Source organism: Pseudomonas sp. p106, from assembly GCF_003936645.1.
GTDB lineage: Bacteria > Pseudomonadota > Gammaproteobacteria > Pseudomonadales > Pseudomonadaceae > Aquipseudomonas > Aquipseudomonas putida_E.
This window is the reverse complement of sequence record NZ_RHQR01000005.1, coordinates 1-21,416: the sequence shown is the minus strand read 5'-3', so window position 1 is coordinate 21,416 and position 21,416 is coordinate 1. Positions and strand designations below refer to the sequence as shown.

The following is a 21,416-nucleotide window of genomic DNA, read 5'->3' as shown; positions in this document are numbered from 1 at the left end:
GGATCGGGGCCAGCGCGGTCGCGCTGGCCGTGCACAGCGCATTACATGGCGTAGGTTTTGCGGAACATGTTTTTGTAGTGGTCCTCGACAGTGATCACCGGGTACTTAGGCGACTCTCCTGGAATCAGGCATTGCGGAATACACTCGATCTTGTGATCAACATTTCCAGAATAAAAATAGGGCACTGAGTACCGCTCATTCCCTGACAGATTGACCACCCGATGCAAGGTCGAGCGATACAGATCGTTGGTCCAACGCGAAATCAGGTCGCCTATGTTCACCACGTAGGAACCAGGCACAGGCATCGCCCAAATCCAGTCGTTACTTTCCTGATCCCAAACCTGCAAGCCCGAATTATCGTCCTGCAGTAGTAGCGTCAGGCCGCCCCAATCGGTGTGTGCTCCGCAACCTTTTTCACCAGGTGCTGCCGAAGGTGACTGGGGCGGATAATGGAGCAACCGCAAGGTCGTCATCGCGTCCTGGCAGAAGCCGGCAAAGTGCTGCTCAGGAAGACCTAGGGACAACGCGACACCTTGCATCAGCAGTTGCGCTACACCCTCGAGCTCCCATTGGTACTGCTCCATCGTTGCACGAAACTCAGGCAAGGCTTCTGGCCAGAGGTTTGGACCTTGGTTGAACTTACCGGCCAACACATCAGGGTGGTCCAGTGGCTTATCCTGCCCGATATAAAATCCCTCTTTAACGTCGGCAGGCGCCCCGGCCTCAAGCACCTGATTGCGTAGCGGCTCGTAGCCTCGATTTGCTTGAGAGAGCGACTTATCAACCTTGGCTTTTTCTTCGGGTGCCATTGCAAACAGCTTCGCTGCCTGGTCGATGACTCGCTGCTGGAGGGCCGAAGATATCTCGTGACCGGTCACATAAAAGAACCCTTTATCGCGGCAAGCCTCACCGATTTGCCGGCCAACCTTGGCGCGTACAGCGAGGTTCGATGAGCGCAGTCCGGACATATCGATGATCGGCAGCGATGCAGCCGTATCGGAGATTTCAATGGTTGTTGGTACGAGTTGAGCGTTTGCCATGGGAGCAACTCCTGCTTGAAGACTTGTAGTGTCATCGGTTGAGCCGCATACGAAAAGCATCGAATATCGCTCTAGCTGATGCCTTTTTGGCAGCGCTATCCAGAAGCCCCGTAATCAGCGGCCTCTTGGCGCTCGCGGAGCAAGATCTCGTCTGCGAGAATTCTGGCAAAGGCATCAACGGCAGTCGGGATATAACGACCTGCCCGTTTATACAACCCAAGATCGCAAAAAACCCCGCCGCCGTCCGTCAACGGCAGCATTTTTAGCAGCTTTGCCTCAATTTGCGCCTCAATACCAAATCTGGTCTGGAAAGCGATGCCACGGCCCCGGAGCACCATCTGCTTAGCAAGTTCGAGTGAGCCAGACTCAATTCGGGCTTTGCCTGGAATACTCGCTGCCTTCAGCAGGGCCGCCAATCGATGGCGAGTCGATAGCTCAGGTTTGCCCAGGATGAGATCGTAATCGGCGCAAGCACCGAAACTAACTTGAACCCTTGCACTTAATGGATGCCCTGGGGGCACTATTGCTCCGAGTCGAAAATGCCCGAGGGCTAGCTGCTGAAGTTCTTCGTGCCTGGGCAGCGCAAACGCCAAACCAAGGTCAGCGTCTCCTGTAACGATCGCGTCAGGAATACCATCGGCACGGCAGAGAGAAACCCCAATAGTCACCCTCGGATAACGCTGATGCATTATCTCCATCACCGTTGGCAAGAGGTCGACCGCCAGCGTCTCAACCGTTGCCAGTTCTACATGCCCAGCACGTAGCCCCTCCATCGCGTCAAACTCTACGCGCAGCCTTTCAACGTCATGCAAAACCACACCGATGTGACGCGCGAATAACTCGCCGGCGGGCGTCAATCGAAGTCCGGAATTGAGTCGATCGAACAGAGGTGCACCAATGTCATCTTCGAGCTTAAGTATCTGACGGTTTACCGCTGATGAGGCGACATTCAACCGCCGCGCGGCTTCGCGAATGGACTCGCAACGGCGGACCATGTCGAAGTAGGTGACCGCAATTGAGTGAAACTTTAAACGGCGAGCCATTGTTAATACCTGAAATCATTATGCGGGCTAAAAGGTCTTCAGCCTAAGCGATGCTAGGGCGAAGACTGGAGGTAGCACGCTTGCGCAAGCAGACATACGCCCTTACCGGCGCACCAATATGAATCGCAAAGAGAGATTGGCGCACCTCTTTGGCGCTAAGAACCTCGCCAAGCATCTTTGGACGCTTTCATCAAAAACCTCTCCGACCAGTCAAATAAAGGGCTAATCCTATCAATCAAGTGAATTGGCACAGGAAGTGCTTTGACATCGGCATAGCTGGTATACCAGATTGTCTGTCTGGAAAGCCATAAAATCCGATGATGACATCAAATGGCCTTTGACTCTGGCTTGCGCGATAGGGGATCAACACATGAAAAAGATGTTCAAGCTGGGATGTGCCGGCCTCGGTATTCAAGCGTCGTCCATGGAGCGGCCAGTTTCCTTGGTCGAACTACCTATCCTCGAACAGTTCAAGCTGGTAAAGGAAGCCCAAGCCTGGGACTTCATTGACCGTATCCCGAACAACCGTCAGGAGCTGGACGAGTACATCAAGGGCAGCCAACTCTACGATCTGCCGGTACTGTCGGGCAGTGGCTGCTACACCTTGGGGCTCGATGAGGCAGTCATTAGGGAAAACCTGGATCTCACCGTAGAAGTCGGCGGCAAGTACCATAACTTCATGGTTTGGGCCAAACACAAGGACGGGCACTACGTCACCAATGAGGAAGTGGTTGCCTGCTACCTCGACGCCTATGAATACGCTGCCAAATCTGGGGTCATCATCACCTTCGAAAACCACGTTGACATGTGGTCAGAAGACTACCGGCGAGTGCTGGAAGTAGCCGATCTGGTTGAGGCTCGCGGTGTGCCATTCAACATGGCCATGGATTACAGCCACTGCATCTTCAAGATTGAAAACGAGGTCGAGCACGCGGTTTCACAGATGCGCGGAGACAACGAGTCCATTGCGATGCTTGACCCGTTCAATTCCGACAGCTACGCAGATCAATGGCTTAGCCGCAACCTAGTGCACTGGGCGCAGATGCGGCCAGCGGCACCCAATGGCCCATTGAATTGGTGGGGCTTCGAGACTGGCCCCTGGGACGCGAAAGGCATTGACCGCCCAGGTCGATCTATTCAGTACCCATTCGAGCGTCCGGCCAAGGGGGAATGGCACACCGATATGTGGCATGCGCACAAGTTGGCTTGCACCAAAGAAGTGACCCGCAAAGTCATCGATGCGTATCTGCAAAGTGACGACACCTCGCTGTCACTGATGACCATCGACAACATCAATCTGAACGCCTACGGCCTAGGCTGGAAGTACAACATGTTCGCTGACAGCTGCGCCTACGCGAACTTCGTTCGTGAGCTGTATGCCGAGCGTGCGGCTGTCCATCAAGCCCGCAGTGCTGTTTCACCTACCGAATTCGTTGCCCAGTACCGGGCCCAATAACCGTGACTGGCCCGGTCACTCCGCGGTGCGCCGGGCTGCAGAAGGCATTTCCATGCACGTAGAAAACAGCTTTGTAATCGACGACTGGTATCCCGTCGGGGCACTGGCCGAGACAGTCAGCGGCCGGAAATACCACACTCGAATATTGGGTACGGCAATCTGGTACCAGCTTACTGATGACGGTGTATCTGCCGGGCTGGCCGATCAAACGGCTGAGCTAGCGTCCAAGAGTATTTATGGTCTGCTTTGGGTGTCACTGAGCGACAAACCCAGGGACGTGATTGCGATACCGGAGTACGCGGAGGAGGACCGCAGAGTAGTCAGCGCTGGCTCTATTCGAGTCGCTACTTCAGGGCTAAGGGTAATCGAGAACTTTCTCGACATGGCACATTTTCCGTTTGTCCATACAGACATTCTTGGCGCGGAGCCCCTGACCGAGGTTGCAGCTTACGATGTCGAAATAGATGAAGCAGCTGATGAAATTCTAGCGGTCAATTGCCGCTTCCCGCAGCCCAAGGGCTCTGCCGCCGCAAGCGAGCCTGTGGAGATGCAATACGTCTACCGTATAGCTCGCCCTTTCATAGCCATCCTCTACAAAACGTGTGTGATCGATGCCAACCGCTTGGATGTGCTCGGACTTTTCGTGCAGCCGGTGGATCAGGAGAGCTGCATCGCTCACACCATCATGTGCTACCTGGACGACATCAATACGGACAAACAGCTGCGCGACTTCCAGCAACGCATTTTTGGGCAGGACATCATGATCCTGATAAACCAAGTCCCCAAGGCCTTGCCCCTTAATCCAAGACATGAAACCCCCGTGCGAGCGGACGCACTCTCCAGTGCCTATCGACGCTGGCTCAATGACAGAAACGTGACGTTCGGCACCACCCGTGGGTGAGCTGTATTAGCAGGTGATGAGATATGGTTTCGTTGAATCAACAATGGCACGTGATTGCCAGCTCCGAAGATTTGCCGTTCAGGCATGTGTACCAGACACGTCTGCTTGGGCAGGAGCTTGCCGTCTGGCGTGACGACGCAGGTGAAGTGAACGTATGGGAGAATCGCTGCCCCCACCGTGGTGTGCGGTTAAGCCTAGGCGTCAATGTCGGCGACCAGCTCAAATGCCAATACCACGGCTGGAAATACGAGAGCGGCTCGGGTCAGTGCTCCTTTGTGCCGGCACATCCCAGCGCAAAACCTAGCACTGCATGCGTTCGCACGTTCCAGTGTGCGGAAGTAGACGGTGTGGTTTTTGCTCGGCTTGAGGCCGCTGGATCTGGACACAAACCGAACAACTCCGCGCCGATCGATGCGGGCGTAACGAGCAACCTACGCAGTCAGACCGTTCCCCTGAGCGCCATCGCGGCCGCTGGCTTGCTCAAAGAAGCCGCGGCGTTATTCGCCCCTGTATTGGGCGGTTCTACCGATAAGGTTCAGGTGCTGGCCACCGGCCTGATTATTGATCTGAAGTGCGCAGGCCTTTTGGACAGCCTGCGGCTGTTCGTGCAGCCGGAGTCAGATGGACGAGCAGTAATACATGCTCGACTTTACTCTAACCATCCCGTGTCCTTGGAGCGTAAGTCGACTTTCATTGAGATTCTGGGAAATTTGTTCTTGCCCGCGAGGGAGAGCACTAGCAACGTTGCTGCTCTCCCTGTCCGACTGATTGCTTCTGATGCCGCACCGCAGGCGGAAACAAGCAAGCCTACGGCGAGCCAACAGTTCTGGTGCACCGTTACGTCGCGTCGTACTGAAACCCCGGACATTGACTCTTACTGGCTTACGCCTGACGAACCGCAAGAGCTCGATCTCGAACCGGGGATGCATATCAGCGTACTCACGCCATCCCGACACCTGCGCCAGTATTCATTAGTGAATACCCCCGAGGAACGGGACGTATTGGTGATCGGAGTCAAGCACGAAGTGAACTCACGGGGCGGCTCACGCAGCATGCACGCCGACGTGCAAGTAGGTACTCGAATCCAGGTTTCACTGCCGCGAAACCAGTTCATGCTTCAGCCACCTGGCCGTACAGCATTGCTGATAGCGGGGGGCATTGGGGTCACACCGATCTTGGCGATGGCTTTACATTTGCAGCACGTTGGGCGCCCCTATAGCTTTCATTATCTGGCGCGAGGCGAGCAACATGTCTCCTTCCCAGATCGAATCGCCACCTTGGCGAGCGGCCATCCACCTTATCTAGGGTTGGATGTGCCGGGGACCCAACGCAGGATTACCGAACTGCTGGAGTCGGTTGATAGCGACAAGCACGATGTGTACGTTTGCGGCCCGCAACAGATGATCGAGTTGGTGGCTGCGGTTGCTCAGCAAGCAGGTTTTACCCCAGAGCATATTCACTTCGAATACTTTGGTCTGACGCCTTCCACAGGCTCAGTGCCCGCCACCACAACGACCGGGTACCAGGTCGCAATCAATTCCACAGGCCAAGAGTTCACCGTCGAACCTGGGCAAACACTCCTCAAGGCGTGTCTGGATCACGGCATAACAATAGATTATTCCTGCGAGCAAGGCGTCTGCGGGGTTTGTGTTACCCCCGTTATCAGTGGCGATCTAAATCATGAAGATGTCTACCTTTCCGCCAAAGAGAAGGAAGGTGGGAAATTGATCATGCCGTGCGTGTCGGGCTGTAATTCCAAGAAGCTGGTGTTGAATATTTAATCGGTGCCCCATGTTGAAACTTTACGATTTCGAGTTGTCTGGCAATTGCTTCAAAGTCCGATTAATGATGTCGATCCTCGGTCTCATATATGAGACCGAGGTCGTGGAATTTTATCCAGGGCGGGAACATAAAACTCCAGAGTTTCTGAAAATCAATCCGCTGGGGCAGTTGCCAGTTTTACAGGATGGCGAAAAAACCCTTCGAGATTCCCAAGCGATACTGGTTTACCTCGCCGCGATGTATGACTCGACACATCAATGGTATCCGGTCAATCGCCCCGACGTACTTGGAGATATCCAGATCTGGCTAGCATTCGCCGATAGTCTGACAGGGTCCATCTCAGCTGCGCGGTTGCATGAGTTATTCATGTACGAATTTGATGCCGAGAGTTGCCGCTCTCGCGCCTACGATCTGCTAGATGTGATGGATAAGCATCTTTGGATGCAACGTCAACGGGGCTTCACTTATCTATGCCCGCTGGCACATGCGACTGTTGCTGACATTGCCTGTTTTCCGTATGTAGCGATGGCCGATGAAGCGGGATTATGCCTGCAAAATTATCCATCTGTACGTTTGTGGCTGGATGCAGTCAAACGTGTTCCTGGATTTACAGTAATGTCAGGGATTTTCCCCGCAGGAGACGCACCGCACTAATCAGGATCGGCACTGGGCGAAGCGCCGAGCCGTGCATCGGCGCCCGAAAATTCGTGCCGAACCGATCAAGCTTTAATGCTGCCTTGCTACTAAAAACCTTTGGCTGAATGAGGCTTGGAAATGGTCATTTACACCCCGCCATCAGTGGCAAAGAACATTCCTGTTATCGATTTGCTCGACAGCTTTTCTCACGACATCGAAAAACGCAAGGCAGTAGCTTGGGAAATTCATAAAGCTGCTCGACAGACTGGTTTTTTTTACATAAAGAACCACGGCGTTCCGTTAGAACTGCAACAGGCGCAATTTGCGGTAGCCAAAGATTATTTCCGCACTCCGCTTGAAGATAAGATGCGAATCAACTCTAAGAAGTCGAGTTGTCTGCGTGGCTATGAGCCTCTCGCGGCACAAACCCTGGACGAGGGTTCACCACCCGATTTGAAGGAAGGGTTCCTTTTGGGGCGAGAGTTAACCGAGGCGCATCCCCATGTTCAGCGCAAGACTCCCTACCATGGGCCCAACCAATGGCCAGAAGGGAGTCCCAGATTTCGCCAGCATACCGAAGATTACATGCGGTACATGGATCTCCTCGGCCGTAGGCTGGTTCGCTTACTGGCGCTATCACTGCAACTGCCTGAAGATTTTTTCGACGAGGGTCTCAAGGAACCAATGATCATCAGTCGGATGCTTCACTACCCAAGTCAGCCGGCCGATGCTCGTGAAAATCAGCTGGGTGCCGGTGCACACACCGACTGGGGTCTAATCACTCTGCTGCTACAGGATGAAGTGGGTGGTCTGGAGGTACGTAATGCCGACGGCGAATGGCTGAAAGCCCCGTACATTGATGGTACTTTCGTGGTGAATCTGGGCGACATGGTTCCGTTGCTGACGGATGGTCTGTATCACTCCACCATGCATCGGGTCTTCAACGCGCGACAAGACGCGGCTCGTTACTCGATTCCTACTTTCTTCGACCTGGATTACTACTACGAAGTCGAAGTAGTACCGTCACTTCGCAAGCCTGACACAACCTACCCGGCACCTATCACGGTTGGGGGGCACATTGCTGCGATGTTTGACAAGACATTCGGGGTCACCAAACCCACGGTATAGTCACGCACCGCAAAAGAAAGGCCACCTTCGGGTGGCCTTTTTTATTTCTGTGTCCGTAAACGGTAAAGGGCGGATTGCTAGTTTGCCCTTTATAGTTAGAAATAGTATTTCACAATCAGGCTTGTCACATTCTGATTGGTATTGTATGCCTTGGTGCTTTCGATGGCGTACTTGTTAGACCAGTTGTTGTACTCGATACCTGCATAGAAGTGCTTAGCTTCATAGCCTAGGTATTTGCCAATGTCATACTTGACCTGTGGATTAAAGAGCAAGTTACGATGATAGGTTCCCTTATTGTTGACTACCCAGTCCAAATAACCATCAATAACGAGGTCGGATCGTCCTAATGGAATGGTATAAGCCCAGCTCGGAGTAATCTGCCATTGACCACTTGGCGCATCGCCACCATCTGGCTTGCGATAGTAGAAATTTATCTGGAAATAGTCGAAGCCTGGAAGCGCGAGATCAAACCCCGGACCTAGCAGATAATTGAACTGATCGTGAACGCCATTGCGATCGTTCTTATCCCATTCAATGCTCGTAGCAATCAATACATCCTTTATTGGGCCGAAGGCCAAGTTGGTGTTGAGCATTTTTCCAAGTGACAGGCGCGGTGCCGCTTCACTGTAAATAGAATGATGTCCATCATTGTAGGTCCCACCTCCTGGATACCAGTTGTTATCCATGAAAAAATATATGTCGCCCCACGACCAGTCACTGAAATGCTCATAGGTTATGGTCTGAACAGTCTGGGCATCCACTTTGAATTCTTTACCATACTGGTAAGTAAAGCTGTCGCTATGCCAATTCATACCTGCAAATGCAGATGATGGTAGACAAGCCATTCCCAGCAGCCTGGCAGTACTTACCGCAGTGACTAATTTATGAACTTTCACTCTACCTCCAGTATATAAAACTGACCGAGCGATCAGCCATTTATACACTGCAAGTATGGGGCCAGCTAAATGCTCTTTTGCGCAGAGTCTCAAGGCAAAAGCAATGCCTAAAAAGTGTTTTTTGCTCTGTGCCAGAGCATATAGCTAGATAGCGAAGTATTACAGTGCGAGATATTTTATTTCTTTTGCAACTTGCTGGTGCGACCACGCCCCATAATAAACGACTTTTTAAAGACAAAAAAAGCGACCGATAACGGTCGCTAAGTGCAATCCTGACTTGGGAGCATTTAAGACAGGGACCACTTCATATCTTCGGAAATTTCCCTAAATACTTTTACAACGTACGAAATTAGTACAAATTCCGGGTTAGGGCGTTTGCGATTGAGCCGGAGTTGACTCGGAACTCTGGCATGATGGGATTGCACCTACTCCGTTGAAGAACAAATTGAGGATAGTGGCGACGATCGCGGTTAGTAAAATAGGACTTTCAAGAATAGGCCCTAATGCAGACGGTAACTTGCTGAAAAAGTGCGGAGATACTACCGGCAGCAGACCTACCGCGAGGCTGATCGCAACGATATACAGGTTACCCACCTTCTTGAAGTCTACCCGAGCGAGTACTTTCATCCCGCTGGCAGTCACCATGCCGAACATTACAATTCCCGCACCACCCAGCACAAAGGGAGGTATGGAGGCGACGAAATACGCGACCTTCGGAAATAATCCAAGCACGATCAGTATCATCCCGGCACATGCGCAAACCCAACGGCTGCGCACCCCGGTGATGCTGACCAGCCCTATGTTCTGTGCATAGGAGGTGTAAGGAAACGTGTTGAATATGCCGCCAATCATGGTGCCTGCTGCATCAGCACGAAAGCCCCGGACCAGCGTTCGTTCGTCCATTGGTTTTTCAACGATCTCGCCTAGGGCGATGAACATTCCCGTGGACTCGATGAAGGTAACCAGCATCACAATGCACATGGCTGCGATTGGCCAGATATGGAAGGTCGGTATGCCGAAATGAAACGGTTTGATAAGCCCGAAGACCGGTGCTTCCTGGATCCCCTCCAAGCTTACTAAACCCGCCATCGCCGCCACTGCGAACCCGAATACCAATCCTAATAGTACAGAGATGTTATTCAGGAAGCCTTTGGCATACCGCACGATTAACAGAATGCAGACCAGCACCGCTGCAGCGATTCCTAGGTAAAGGGGCCTACCAAAATCTGGATTACCAAAGCCTCCGCCAGACCATGCGGCAGCTACGGACATCAGCGAAAGTCCAACTGCGACGATCTCTGTTCCCGTCACCACTGGTGGGAAAAAACGCAGCAGCTTACCCACCAATGGTGCGACAGCTAGGCCGAACAAACCAGCAGCGATGGTAGCCCCAAAGATCCCCGACAAACCCACTGTAGGGTCGGAACCGATCGCAATCATGGGGCCAATCGCTGTGAACGTCACACCCATCATTACAGGCATGCGGATACCTATCGGGCCTACCCCGAGCGCCTGAATGATGGTGACGATCCCGCACGCGAATAGGTCGGCGTTGATTAGAAAGGCGATATCGGACTTCGACAATCCAAGCGCCGCACCCAGCACCAATGGAATCGCCACGGCACCGGCGTACATCACCATCACGTGCTGGCATGCCATCAGGAGCATCGGGATGAAGCGAACATTATTTCGAGATGGAAAGTTCTTCATATAGACCTGCACCGTGGAGCTCCAAGCTTGTGAAAGCAGCCGGAGCTCATAGTCAAAGAGCGCTCTAAAAAGCCATATCTAGCATCTGGTATACCAGTTCATATAAGGCTTTAGCATCTTTCGTGCCAGCTATTAAAGCTGTCTGGCTGATCAGATTTTTAAGGGTTTCGTAGCTGATCCAGGATGGGCTTTTGGAACTAAGTGCCCCTCTTCGGACCATTTTGCTGCGGGAGGGTCCCAAGACAGTGCCGGGGCCGACGGAAAGCGTGGTGTGTTAGGCTACCCGGCTGCGAATATCCATCGATAGCTGGTGCCATGCTCACTCATAAAATTGTTTCCGCTATTTCAGACGCCATCTATCATCGCCGACTACCTCCGGGGACCAAGCTGAACGAGCGGGACATTGCAGAGCTGTTCGACGTAAGCCGCACCGTTGTAAGGCAAGCGTTGATTCGCTTGTCACAAGATCGGCTAGTCGTGGTCTCGCCTAAACGTTCTTCAACAGTTGCCTGCCCCACCTTCGATGATGCCTACCAGCTCTATCAAATGCTGCTGGTCATGGAAAGCGGGGTCATTGATCAGTTGACCCGCTCCATCAGTGAAAAAGACCTAGAAACTTTACGGGCTCATACCCTTAAGGAGCGGGTCGCCTTCGAAACCCACGACCATGATCTTGGTGATCAGCTCGGCCGGCAGTTTCACTCGCTACTCATATCGTTTATGCAGAACGACATCCTGAACCAGATCCATACCCAGCTTCGACGCCAAGAAGCACTTATCAATGCCTTGTACCGTTCAGGGTTCGACTACTGCCAGCTTCGAGATGAGCATTCCCGTCTGGTCGACTGCCTCGAGCGCAAGGATGGAGAGTCGGCTAAAGCCCTTTTAGCATCGCACTACAATCTGGTGATCAAAGGGTACAAGTTCAACACGGCGATACCGCCAGAAATCGATCTCAAAGCGGCACTCGGTTTGTAGTGACCTTGAGGTTCAGAGCAGGCTAGCCTTTTGTAGCAAGAATAGGACAAGGAATCCCCCCTCAAGCAGCACAGGTTTCAGCGGGACGCAAGGATTTGGAACGGTGCCGCACCTCCACCTTCGCCTCGCGTCTGCAGCTATTTTGAACGTCCGCTATCGGCTGTGGATTCAACCGGTGGACGCAACACATTGGCTGAATCTCTGAGCTGGCGTCTCATAGTTTAGTGTCTTTCGTGGACGTTGATTCAGCATCCTGGCTACATCGTTGAGCTGCTCCTGCGAGTAGATTGAGATGTCGATACCTTTCGGAAAATACTGTCTCAGGAGGCCATTGGTATTTTCATTGGTCCCTCGTTGCCAAGGGTTTTGAGGGTCGCAGAAGTACGCCATCGATTGATTTTCGAAAGTCGACGGGCTTGGGGTAGAGGTAGACTTTTTCGACTTTGGCGTCGGGTCGCATCATGGCGGCGGGCTCCAGAAAGAAATCGGGATCACAGCATCCGGGTTCAGGCAGGGGCTTTGAATGTGGGGTTCATGGAGCGGTTACGATCGCTTACATTACAGAGGTCGATTGAGACCTGACGTCATATGGTTCAGAGAGAATTTGCAGCAAGGCACGTGGAAAACTGCTCTGGCTAGAGTCCGGGCCTGTGACGTGCTTGTTTCAGTGGGCACCTCAGGGATCGTGACTCCCGCAGCCGACATACCTGGCATTGCTATCGCAGCAGGAGCTCTAGTCATACACGTCAATCTCGTCGATGTCACAATGGGGACGGACAACGAAATAATGCTAATAGGGAAAGCAGCAGCGGTATTAGCGAAACTAATCGACTGAACCAATGTCTCGGTTTTTCAACCGTTCATTAGCCCTTTCCAAATCACTACACTTATTTCTATAGTAGTCAGCATCTGCAGCAAATTGCGCAATTCGCATAAGAGCGTCGCTTCTTTGTGCCTGACAAACTTTCAACTCCTCCCTCAATCGCATCACTATGTCTCGCTCCTCCTTGGACAGAGCCAAAGACGAATGTTGCGACCCGGAAGAGTGCAAATTTTGGTTATGAGAGTCTATTTCCGCCCTGACGTGCGCGTTCCAAGGGCTGTTTAATGAGACCGGGCTTTGAAGTCCCGCTCGGGACCAGACATCTTTGTATTTCCATTTGGAGGTAGGCTTTTCCTTCTGGAGTTGACGAAGTGCCTCCAGCATCGCTGCGGTATTTAAGTCCTTCTGATTGTCACGATGTTTTAGAAGTCCAGTCACGCTTCCACGCGGTTTGCCTTTCATGAAGAGACCTTTTCAACATTGTCCAGTTGCGCCAATAGCTTATCCACCTCCACAACCCTACGTTGGAGATGGGCTACCTTCAATGGATCATCTTTGAAATACTCGAGAAGCCTCTTATTTTCATGATTGCGCCAGAGATAACTCCTCCGCTTTCCGGCTGCCGGAATGATTGAATTGGTGCAATCAGCTGGTCGACATGCTGCACTGTCGCCCCCACAAAGTGCCTTACTCGAGCGATACATACAAAGTCCATCATCCAGTTGTTCTATCAAGGCAGCCTTGGGAAGCTCTTGTAAAAACACTTGCTGCTCCCCTCGAGTCATCCCTAAAAAACTCTTCTGGTATTGCCTGATCTCATCGGCACCGCCTCCGATAATAACTGTTTGACCTGACAGTAGTTCTTCGTACTGCTCCGCTGAAACGATAAATTTTTCCCGCTGCAACTCTACGTACAGATTTATTTCACCGTAACCCCGAGTCATTTCAATGTCAAAATGCTTTAGCTGATCTTGTAGAGCTCTAATACCGAGTCCTTTTTTGGTCATAATTCGGGCGAATTTTTTACGAAATTGGTGCGTCGCCAATGGCCATTCGACGCCATTATATTTGATGCCATGGATATCGACAAAACGCTTAAGCGCATAACTGATACTAGATTCAGACAATCGACCTCCCACTGATTTGACCGACGGAAATAAAAAGACACCAGCTTTACGTCGTCTGACCAACCCCCTCTCAACGGCATCAAGCGCCTTTCTGACGATTGGCAGGGTTTGCCATCTATATGCAGTAGGTATCCCTTGCAACTTTCGAGTGTGCGAGATAACAAAGAAGAATTTTCTTTCGACCCCTTCGTAATCGATCGTTAGCTCAAGCCAATTGCTAGACTCACCACATTTGATATCACACATTTCGTGCCATCTCATGCCAGTGAGCATAGCAATAACGATGTAAGCAGCAGCTACCAATTGTAGTTGCAAACTTCTCACTTGATGACCTGACTCCAGCCCGAACTTATGCCACGGAAAAGGATTTGTAATGATTGTGCGATTATTGACAACACTTTTTTGAGGCTTATACACAGAATAAGAAGCCTCTATCTTGTCCAGAGTATCAGCAATTGCCAAGTCTTCAAGCGCACAATTAAAAATTTCTTTTGCTACAGAATCTGGGATCTCTACGGTGACAGTACCTTTGCGAGGCATATTAACCTCGCAGCATTTGCTAGACCATTGAGAAATACTTCCGTACTCAGCGAAAGGATCAAATAGCAGGCCATCTTCAAGCTTAGCTGCCTGTTCATAAAGCCAGTTCAACCCAGTCGCTCTAGCGCGGAGAGCACGATTATTAAGTGGCTTTCCGCTGGCAGACGGAGTGGCAGCTAACTCCTCCAGAAAGGCAGATAGATCCGAAGGGCCAAGATCCGAGAACCGGGCAAACCCGTGGCACTCCATATACCGCACCAACCTAGACACTCCCTTATGAAATTGTCCGCAGACCGTGGACCATTTAGGCGGGTAGGCAGGGGGATCAAATATCATTGAGTAGATAAATTCTTTAACAGACCTGAAGTAGATCGATTTGCCTGGATCAGTAACATTTGACCCATCATCAAATACAATGCGAGCGAAGTTAAGTGTTACATCAGCAGGCCGAAGACCTGGATACTCGCCAGACCTATTCCAAATATTTTCCGAGTACAGTAAGCTTGGTGAAATCTGTATTGATTTTCGTATATCATCATGGACACCAATAAGGTTTACGAAAGCTGGCGACATAGTGGGTTTAGTCAAAAGATCTTTTAGTAATTTTTGCTGATGCTCATTCACAACCACATTCCTTCAACGGTCGGAGACCAGATCCCGATCGGCCGAAGATCGGCATCGCGCCTTATCTCATTTATAACAGAAACTGGATAACGAGTTAGTATTTGATTTTCCCATACGAATTTCTTCTCGGCGGTAGCACTGCAGTGCTCTTCAAACGATATCAGGCCAGAACCGTATAATTCATCGTGATAACGCATAAAACAAAAGTATTTCTTAATATCTTCATGAGTTATGACCAAATTGGAGCAGCCTAAACAGACTTCGTGTCCGGCATCACACATCTTTCCGTCCGACTGCCCAGGGATAGGTGATCGCAACGGATCTTTACATGAGCTCAAAAGACCGCTCGTCAGCGAAGCGCTACTACTAATACCGCTGCCGTCCGTGGCAATTAGATCTAAGAACCAAGCCTCTTGATGCACTCCCCTCCTAATGATAAAGAGGGGATCTGAAATTCTCCTTAAGTAGTCCGCCGTAGTTTCTAACTTCTCCTGACCTAGCAAGGTTTGCAGGTAGCGCATATCCTCAGTTCTTAAATATTCACTCCAGGCCATGGTAGGCCGGATAAGTTTCGCTTGCAGTATAAGTGGCTCACCGGAAGAATGCTTGAGGTGGTGTTTCAGAGAAAACTCTTTCATCGCATCCTTGAATCCAGAGTTCCCTAATGGTAGCGTTGTTTTGAACCTGTTTGAGTTCGTGATCCAAAGTTCGGTTTCATCACCACGAATTGATTCAGTAATCTTCAGAATCTTGTTAACGATCATAACGGGCCAACCCTCGCATGCTTGATCAGACGGAATGGTCGAGCCCTCTTTAGAAGAACGATACTTAATCCAGCTCAATCGCTTTTTATCCGGATTAAGTGGATCTGGAATTATGCAGTCCACCGTTAACCTCTGAACCACGGAAGGGTTAAGCTGGGTACGAATTAACAGCAGAATGTAAAATGAAACCAAATCAGAACCACTCAACCAGCGATAGATTCCAAGCGCACCATAAAACTCATTAACCCTGCCGCCAAAATACTCTTTCAAGGCACCAAAAAATTCGGGTGAAACTTCTTTGAGTTCCTCTCCCCATAATGGCTTACATCCTAGATTATTTTCCCAATACCAAACTAAGTAGTCGATCTTCTTCCAAGGCGTTCGATACGTTATAGGGCATGACTGGCCAAGATATTTAGTGACATATTTAGGTCCCGCACCTATGGCATCATAAAACCGTTCGACGCCAACCATCCCTGTTTGGTTCTCAGTTTTGAAACTACTCATGAACACCTGCCCTTGCGGCATGCGCGACAAGTCCGTAGAATTTAGTCGGACGCACTTGCAATGGTTCTCCCACCACCAGATTTTATACTCCAAACTGCTCCAATATGTTCCTCCGCCATTTGGTCCGAATGGTGCCACATCATCGATAGGCGGTGGTTTTCCCAACCACTGTGGTATATACTCAGAATTAAACTTCTCCATCGTTTCTCGCATCCCTGCCACCGCCGCTCGAACAATGTCCTTCAACTCTTTTTTATCGTACCCCAAACTTGCGCTCTGGAGACTACTAGCCTTAGGAAAGGCATTTTTAGGTGGAACAAATTCACAAGAGACTTTTTCATGCTTGCTCATCTGAATAAAGAAAGGTCTTAGGCCTCTAAACTGCGCGCTAGCAGTGGAATAGCTAAGACTTGGGTGCTGCTTCAACCAATGGACAAACAGAAGCAAGGTGCCTTTAACCAACTCCTCTGGCTCTCGGATGCCCTGTTCATCTAGAAATCTCAGAAAGTTCCAAAAGTAGTCACGAGCAGAAACTCGAGTTTGGTGTCCAGCATGATGGCGACGTTTATAAATGGCCCAGGCAAATATAGAAATAATCCGCCGCATCGACTCAAACTGGGGCCTACCTCCAAAATTGTAATGATGGGTCTGTTTAGTGTTTTTGCATTGTATCGTACATTTCAACTCTTTGAGCACACGAACCTCGTCCGCACCCAAAGATGAAATTGTTGGCTTCGCTTTTTCCATGCTCACATTCCTGCGCACATATTATCAACTTCTACCTGAAGCTGTTCATAGTTTCCAGTGTAGGAAATCAGTTTTGCGACATGGACATAGAACTTCTCAGTCGTAGACGGATCCTCGTGCCCCATCAAACGAGCCAAGAAAACTAGATCCTTGTTATGAATATAATGATAAGAGCCATAGGTATGCCTCAGCACATGAGGAACGACGTGCAGACCCATGGAAGCGCCAGCCCTGGCAAATAGTTTCTCAATCCAATTTATAGTTATTTTCCGCCCATACTCGGATAAAAATAAGTGCTGATCCGAGATCTCGCGCGTCGACACTTCTATTATCCTAGCACGCGTAATATCTGCATACGCCCAAAGATCAGCAAGAAGACGATTTGGAATCAGGATAACTCTTGGCTTCTCTCCCTTCCCTATGATACGAGCGGGAGTTGAATGGCCGGTAGTTATTATTTCTGGCAGATCAGCGAGAGGAAAATTGACCGCCTCAGAGATCCTGAGGCCGCATTGGAGCATTAGTTTCGCTATCAACCTATTCCTCTGGCCAGTCCTGCCACTAACACTCGACCTCTCTCCTAAACAACGTATAAATTCAAGCGCGTCATCAATTAATAAAAACTTGGTCGGCTCTTTGAATTTCTTACGAGGGTGCCCTTTAGTTTTATATCTACGATCACCAAATTGCCTGCTTGGGACATATTCTAGTTCAACATGAGCATTATAATTATTCTTCACACACCAATATACAAATCGATGCGCCCCACCAATTCTGCTGTTTACGGTATTCCATGCTAACGGCTTCCCATTCTTGGTGAAATGCGAACACTGAGCATCGATGTAATACTCGAAATTCGTCTCGGAAATGTCTTCAACGGCTATATTGTTCAACTCTCGCCATTCTAGATACTCCTTAAGCTGCTCAGCGACAGTAGCAATACTTTTAAGACTAAGTCGTTTACATTTAGATCGGAGGAATCGATTTTCAATAACATACGGCCATCCATTTTCAGTAAAAAACTGAGGAACTCTATGCTTCAATCGTGCAAGTCCAGCATCAGCGGCCCTCTCGAAGGACACGCGAACCACAGTCACCATGCGCCCGCTCCTAATCGATAGATTTCTCCGATCATGATGAAAGATACGATAGGAGTCACTCTGGTCCCTCTCGATGGCTAAGCACGCTGCTCATAGGGTAGATCGCTTTCTCAAGTCACACTAACAAGGCGTGCTGCCTGCCGCACTGGCGGCGCGCGAGGCTGGCCGGGCACTGGTGGTACCGCGGGAAAACGCCGAAGAGGCGAGCCTGGCGGGTGGGCTGGTGGTGTACGCCGTGGGGCACCTGCTGGAACTGGTCGCGCACCTCAACGGCCAGGTGCCGTTGCCTCCCTTTGCCGCCAACGGTCTATTGCTGCACAGCCGCCCTTACCCCGACCTCAGCGAGGTGCAGGGCCAGGTGGCCGCCAAGCGTGCCTTGCTGCTGGCGGCTTCAGGTGCGCATAACCTGCTGTTCACGGGGCCGCCCGGCACGGGCAAGACACTACTGGCCAGCCGCCTGCCCGGCCTACTGCCGCCGCTGGATGAGCATGAAGCGCTGGAAGTGGCAGCCATCCAGTCGGTAAGCGGGCACAAACCGCTTGATAGCTGGCCGCAACGGCCGTTTCGCCATCCGCACCACTCAGCGTCCGGGCCCGCGCTGGTAGGCGGAAGCAGCCGGCCACAACCCGGTGAAATCACCCTGGCGCACCATGGGGTACTGTTTCTGGATGAGCTGCCGGAGTTCGAGCGCCGTGTACTTGAGGTGCTTCGCGAGCCGCTGGAGTCTGGCGAGATCGTGATTGCCCGGGCACGGGACAAAGTACGCTTTCCGGCGCGCTTCCAATTGGTGGCGGCCATGAACCCCTGCCCTTGCGGTTACCTGGGCGACCCCACGGGCCGCTGCCGCTGCAGCACCGAACAGATCCAGCGCTACCGCAACAAGCTTTCCGGCCCGCTACTGGACCGCATCGACCTGCACCTGACCGTGGCGCGCGAAACCACCACGCTCAACAATCAACCTTGCGGCGAGACAAGTGCCGATGTGGCGGCCCGGGTGGCCGAGGCGCGCAAGGTGCAGCACCGGCGGCAAGGCTGTGCCAATGCGTTTCTGGACCTCGAGGGGCTGCGCCGGCACTGTGAATTGTGCGCTGCCGACCAGGCCTGGCTGGAGAGTGCCTGCGAGCGCCTGACGCTTTCCCTGCGCGCCGCACACAGGCTGTTGAAGGTAGCGCGCACGCTGGCCGACCTGGAGGGGGCCAGCACGATTGCCAGGGCGCATCTGGCCGAAGCCCTGCAGTACCGGCCCGGAAGTCATTAGCCCAGCGGCCTGCCCCTCATATGCGCACTCAATGCTGCCCATAGCAGCAATATATTTTGCGCGCTAACTAATTGCGCGCAATATTAGTTCCAGACAGCAAGCAATCGTCGCCACCCCTTACTGAATCTGGAGAACGACCATGACCCTTCGCACCGTTTTCGCACTCACCCTCGCTACCCTTGCACTGGGCACCAGCGCCGGCGCCTTTGCCCAGTCCACCGAAGCGACGCCCTACCACTACGGCATGAACCTGGACATCGCCGAAGTGATCAGCCTCGCCCCCTCGGCCACAAGCCAAGGCCAGGCAAGCACCGCGACCATGACCTACCGGGACAGCACTGGCCAGGTTCGGAGCATTCGCTACTACCAACCAGACGACGCTCAAGGCAACCAGAACTAAATGCCCATGCGAGTTCGAAGAAGGCCGTGCAAACGGCCTTTTTCATTTGCAGGATACTGGCACTTTCGAGGCATCTGCTCGCGACACCAGTAGTAACAAGGCATCACCTAAAATCTGTAATACTTAGAAACATTTGAAAACAAAATGTAGTTGTACGACATCCTATCTATTGTGTTCGACTGCGCTCGTTTAACAAGAACAATAATCGGAGACATCCCCATGTCGAGCATTCATTCGGCCGAGGGCAGTGCTGCCACACCCTCTCAAGGCCGTGTAACACGGCTGATCAAACTGCTGGGCCCAGGTATCATCGCAGTGTTGTCCTGGCTTGGCGCAGGTGATCTGATAACCTCATCCGTAGCCGGCGCCAACTACGGTTACGCCATGATGTGGGTACTGGCCGTTTCGCTGCTGCTCAGATACCTGATCGTCAACATCATCGCCCGCTTCCAGCTGTGCAATAACCAAGGCATGACCATCCTTCAGGGGTATGCGCAACTGCACCCCGTATTTGCCTGGTTCATGCTGGCCTATGCACTGCTGATGGGCCACCTGATGAACGCCTACATGATCAAGGGCGCCGGCGAAGCCTTGGCGATGCTGTTGCGCATCGACTATCCGCTGCTGTGCTCGATGGCTGTGGTGCTGGCTGTGTGGATGCTGGTCGGGCGCAACATCTACGCAATGATCGAAGGCGTGATGAAGGTCCTGCTGGCCGTGATGACGCTGGCGTTTCTGGCACTGGCCGTGATGTCTGGCCCGGATGTGGCCGGTATCGTCAAAGGTACGATCGGCTTCAGCATCCCGGCTGACGAAGGCGTGCACGGTGCGCTGCTGGTGGCAGTCTCGGTGATCGGCGCGGTGGCAGGCTCGGTGGCCAACTTCGTGCACCCGTACGTGATGCGCCAGAAGGGCTGGGTAGGCCCGCAACACAAGCGCATCCAGCGCAACGACCTGCTGTTCGCGGTGTTCGTCGGTATCGTCATCAACCTGGCCATCTGGATCGTCGGCGCGGAAATCCTGCGGCCAAACGGCATCGAAGTGAAAACCCTCGGCGACCTTGGCAAGGCGCTGGAAATCTTCTTCGGCCCGATCGGCTGGTACATCTTCTTCATCGGCGTGTTCGCCACGCTGTTTGCCAGCATTTCCGGCAAGACCACGGCCTTCCCGATGCTGATTACCGATGCCTTCCAGCATGTACAGCCGCAGCGGCGCGAGCGTTACGGCAAAGAGTTCCACAAAGACCCGATGCACAAGTGGTTCATGCTGTTCATTCTGGTCACGCCGCTGATCTGGTCGATCCCGGGCATGCCCGACTTCGTGACCCTGACCATTGGCGTCAGTGCGTTGAACATCATCGGCTTGCCCGTCATTTCGCTGGGCCTGCTGATCATGTCCAACCAAAAGTCGCTGCTCAGCAAGGAATACCGCAACAACCTGTTCGAAAACATCGCGCTGGCATTCGCGACCGGGCTGGCGTTGTGGGTGGCCTTCCAGTTGGGTGTGGATCTGCTCGGCCTGGGCTGAGCCCCTTGCACCATCGCCGGCGGGCCGGCGATGGTGCACTGAAGGTTAACGCTGCCTGTTCTTGGCGATCTCGATATCGTTCATCAGCGCTTTGGCCATCAGGCTGTCGGACTGGACGGTGAAGAATGGAGTAGCGACGGGTTTACGGCTAGGTGGATCCGGTACGATCTTCTTCATGGCTTGTAACCTTTGTTCGGCTTAAGGAAACAGCCACCTGAATCTTTCTCACAGATTAAGGGTGGCAGCCATACGTGGGGTGAGAAAACCGAGGAGAAATTGGCAAAGACTCGGCCAGGCGAAAGCCCGCCCACGTACGGCCGCCATAACGACGATGCCTTGTATCAGTCGGGTTCTCACACCCGGTCACCGAAGTGACCCGAAAACGTTATCCCTGAGGCATTTCCCCGACAACAGCGATACTTCAGCAGC

17 protein-coding genes and 3 pseudogenes are annotated in these 21,416 nt (G+C 52.1%); 10 read left to right on the top strand and 10 right to left on the bottom strand.

Annotated elements, in window-relative coordinates; all coding sequences use genetic code 11:
* Nucleotides 1–41 precede the first annotated feature (41 nt).
* Both EGJ09_RS07930 and EGJ09_RS07925 read right to left on the bottom strand, forming a co-directional pair.
* Nucleotides 42–1,040, bottom strand: a complete 999-nt coding sequence (locus EGJ09_RS07930) for an isopenicillin N synthase family oxygenase (protein WP_096426637.1) — start codon at nucleotides 1,038–1,040, stop codon at nucleotides 42–44.
* Between the two features lie 95 nt (nucleotides 1,041–1,135).
* Complete coding sequence (locus EGJ09_RS07925; RefSeq protein WP_096426638.1) at nucleotides 1,136–2,083, bottom strand: LysR family transcriptional regulator; 948 nt, start codon at nucleotides 2,081–2,083, stop codon at nucleotides 1,136–1,138.
* Between the two features lie 370 nt (nucleotides 2,084–2,453).
* On the opposite strand from EGJ09_RS07925, the gene EGJ09_RS07920 reads away from it, so the two are divergent.
* The 5 genes from EGJ09_RS07920 to EGJ09_RS07900 all read left to right on the top strand — a co-directional run bounded on the left by EGJ09_RS07920 (nucleotide 2,454) and on the right by EGJ09_RS07900 (nucleotide 7,986).
* Complete coding sequence (locus EGJ09_RS07920; RefSeq protein WP_096426639.1) at nucleotides 2,454–3,539, top strand: TIM barrel protein; 1,086 nt, start codon at nucleotides 2,454–2,456, stop codon at nucleotides 3,537–3,539.
* A 52-nt stretch (nucleotides 3,540–3,591) separates the two neighbouring features.
* The gene (locus EGJ09_RS07915; protein WP_096426640.1) at nucleotides 3,592–4,440 is read left to right on the top strand and encodes an aromatic ring-hydroxylating dioxygenase subunit alpha; all 849 of its coding nucleotides are present in this window, start codon (nucleotides 3,592–3,594) and stop codon (nucleotides 4,438–4,440) included.
* A 23-nt stretch (nucleotides 4,441–4,463) separates the two neighbouring features.
* Nucleotides 4,464–6,221, top strand: coding sequence for a Rieske 2Fe-2S domain-containing protein (locus EGJ09_RS07910; protein ID WP_153336851.1), 1,758 nt, complete (start codon nucleotides 4,464–4,466; stop codon nucleotides 6,219–6,221).
* Nucleotides 6,222–6,231: 10 nt separating this feature from the next.
* On the top strand, nucleotides 6,232–6,876 hold the full coding sequence (locus EGJ09_RS07905) for a glutathione S-transferase family protein (RefSeq protein ID WP_096426641.1): 645 nt from the start codon (nucleotides 6,232–6,234) through the stop codon (nucleotides 6,874–6,876).
* Between the two features lie 120 nt (nucleotides 6,877–6,996).
* Nucleotides 6,997–7,986: an isopenicillin N synthase family oxygenase gene (locus EGJ09_RS07900; RefSeq protein WP_096426642.1), complete on the top strand. Its 990-nt coding sequence runs from the start codon at nucleotides 6,997–6,999 to the stop codon at nucleotides 7,984–7,986.
* Between the two features lie 95 nt (nucleotides 7,987–8,081).
* Here the strand turns inward: EGJ09_RS07900 and EGJ09_RS07895 are convergent, their stop codons facing one another.
* Together EGJ09_RS07895 and EGJ09_RS07890 are read right to left on the bottom strand one after the other, a co-directional pair.
* A complete protein-coding gene (locus tag EGJ09_RS07895) occupies nucleotides 8,082–8,831 on the bottom strand; it encodes an outer membrane protein OmpK (RefSeq protein WP_096426643.1) in 750 nt (249 codons plus the stop codon).
* A gap of 417 nt (nucleotides 8,832–9,248) precedes the next feature.
* Nucleotides 9,249–10,592 (bottom strand): nucleobase:cation symporter-2 family protein, encoded by a 1,344-nt coding sequence (locus EGJ09_RS07890; RefSeq protein ID WP_096426990.1) that lies wholly within the window; start codon nucleotides 10,590–10,592, stop codon nucleotides 9,249–9,251.
* Nucleotides 10,593–10,907: 315 nt separating this feature from the next.
* Between EGJ09_RS07890 and EGJ09_RS07885 the strand changes: the two genes are divergently transcribed.
* The gene (locus tag EGJ09_RS07885; protein WP_096426644.1) at nucleotides 10,908–11,570 is read left to right on the top strand and encodes a GntR family transcriptional regulator; all 663 of its coding nucleotides are present in this window, start codon (nucleotides 10,908–10,910) and stop codon (nucleotides 11,568–11,570) included.
* Nucleotides 11,571–11,738: 168 nt separating this feature from the next.
* On the opposite strand, the pseudogene EGJ09_RS07880 reads toward EGJ09_RS07885, so the two are convergent.
* A pseudogene (locus EGJ09_RS07880) lies at nucleotides 11,739–11,957 on the bottom strand (IS30 family transposase); the annotation flags it as partial.
* Nucleotides 11,958–12,135: 178 nt separating this feature from the next.
* Here EGJ09_RS07880 and EGJ09_RS07870 point away from each other — a divergent pair.
* Nucleotides 12,136–12,405 (top strand): annotated as a pseudogene (locus EGJ09_RS07870) (Sir2 family NAD-dependent protein deacetylase); the annotation flags it as partial.
* On the opposite strand, the gene EGJ09_RS07865 reads toward EGJ09_RS07870, so the two are convergent.
* The 4 genes from EGJ09_RS07865 to EGJ09_RS07850 are packed head-to-tail and all read right to left on the bottom strand — an operon-like array spanning nucleotide 12,394 to nucleotide 17,802.
* Complete coding sequence (locus EGJ09_RS07865) at nucleotides 12,394–12,855, bottom strand: hypothetical protein (protein WP_125923578.1); 462 nt, start codon at nucleotides 12,853–12,855, stop codon at nucleotides 12,394–12,396. The pseudogene EGJ09_RS07870 and the gene EGJ09_RS07865 overlap by 12 nt on opposite strands.
* Nucleotides 12,852–14,684: a tyrosine-type recombinase/integrase gene (locus EGJ09_RS07860; protein ID WP_096426646.1), complete on the bottom strand. Its 1,833-nt coding sequence runs from the start codon at nucleotides 14,682–14,684 to the stop codon at nucleotides 12,852–12,854. Before EGJ09_RS07860 ends, EGJ09_RS07865 begins: the two co-directional genes overlap by 4 nt.
* Complete coding sequence (locus EGJ09_RS26550; protein WP_172901774.1) at nucleotides 14,681–16,702, bottom strand: hypothetical protein; 2,022 nt, start codon at nucleotides 16,700–16,702, stop codon at nucleotides 14,681–14,683. Before EGJ09_RS26550 ends, EGJ09_RS07860 begins: the two co-directional genes overlap by 4 nt.
* 2 nt (nucleotides 16,703–16,704) lie before the next feature.
* Nucleotides 16,705–17,802: a site-specific integrase gene (locus EGJ09_RS07850; RefSeq protein ID WP_125923577.1), complete on the bottom strand. Its 1,098-nt coding sequence runs from the start codon at nucleotides 17,800–17,802 to the stop codon at nucleotides 16,705–16,707.
* Nucleotides 17,803–17,926: 124 nt separating this feature from the next.
* Here EGJ09_RS07850 and EGJ09_RS07845 point away from each other — a divergent pair.
* The 3 genes and pseudogenes from EGJ09_RS07845 to EGJ09_RS07835 form a co-directional block, all read left to right on the top strand.
* Nucleotides 17,927–19,060: pseudogene (locus EGJ09_RS07845) on the top strand (YifB family Mg chelatase-like AAA ATPase); the annotation flags it as partial.
* Nucleotides 19,061–19,199: 139 nt separating this feature from the next.
* Entirely contained in the window at nucleotides 19,200–19,460 is a 261-nt protein-coding gene (locus EGJ09_RS07840; RefSeq protein ID WP_012312182.1) for a DUF2790 domain-containing protein, read from the top strand.
* A gap of 219 nt (nucleotides 19,461–19,679) precedes the next feature.
* Nucleotides 19,680–20,987, top strand: a complete 1,308-nt coding sequence (locus EGJ09_RS07835; RefSeq protein ID WP_012312181.1) for an Nramp family divalent metal transporter — start codon at nucleotides 19,680–19,682, stop codon at nucleotides 20,985–20,987.
* Nucleotides 20,988–21,032: 45 nt separating this feature from the next.
* On the opposite strand, the gene EGJ09_RS26730 is transcribed toward EGJ09_RS07835, so the two are convergent.
* Nucleotides 21,033–21,164 (bottom strand): hypothetical protein, encoded by a 132-nt coding sequence (locus tag EGJ09_RS26730; RefSeq protein WP_256658419.1) that lies wholly within the window; start codon nucleotides 21,162–21,164, stop codon nucleotides 21,033–21,035.
* Between the last annotated feature and the right edge of the window lie 252 nt (nucleotides 21,165–21,416).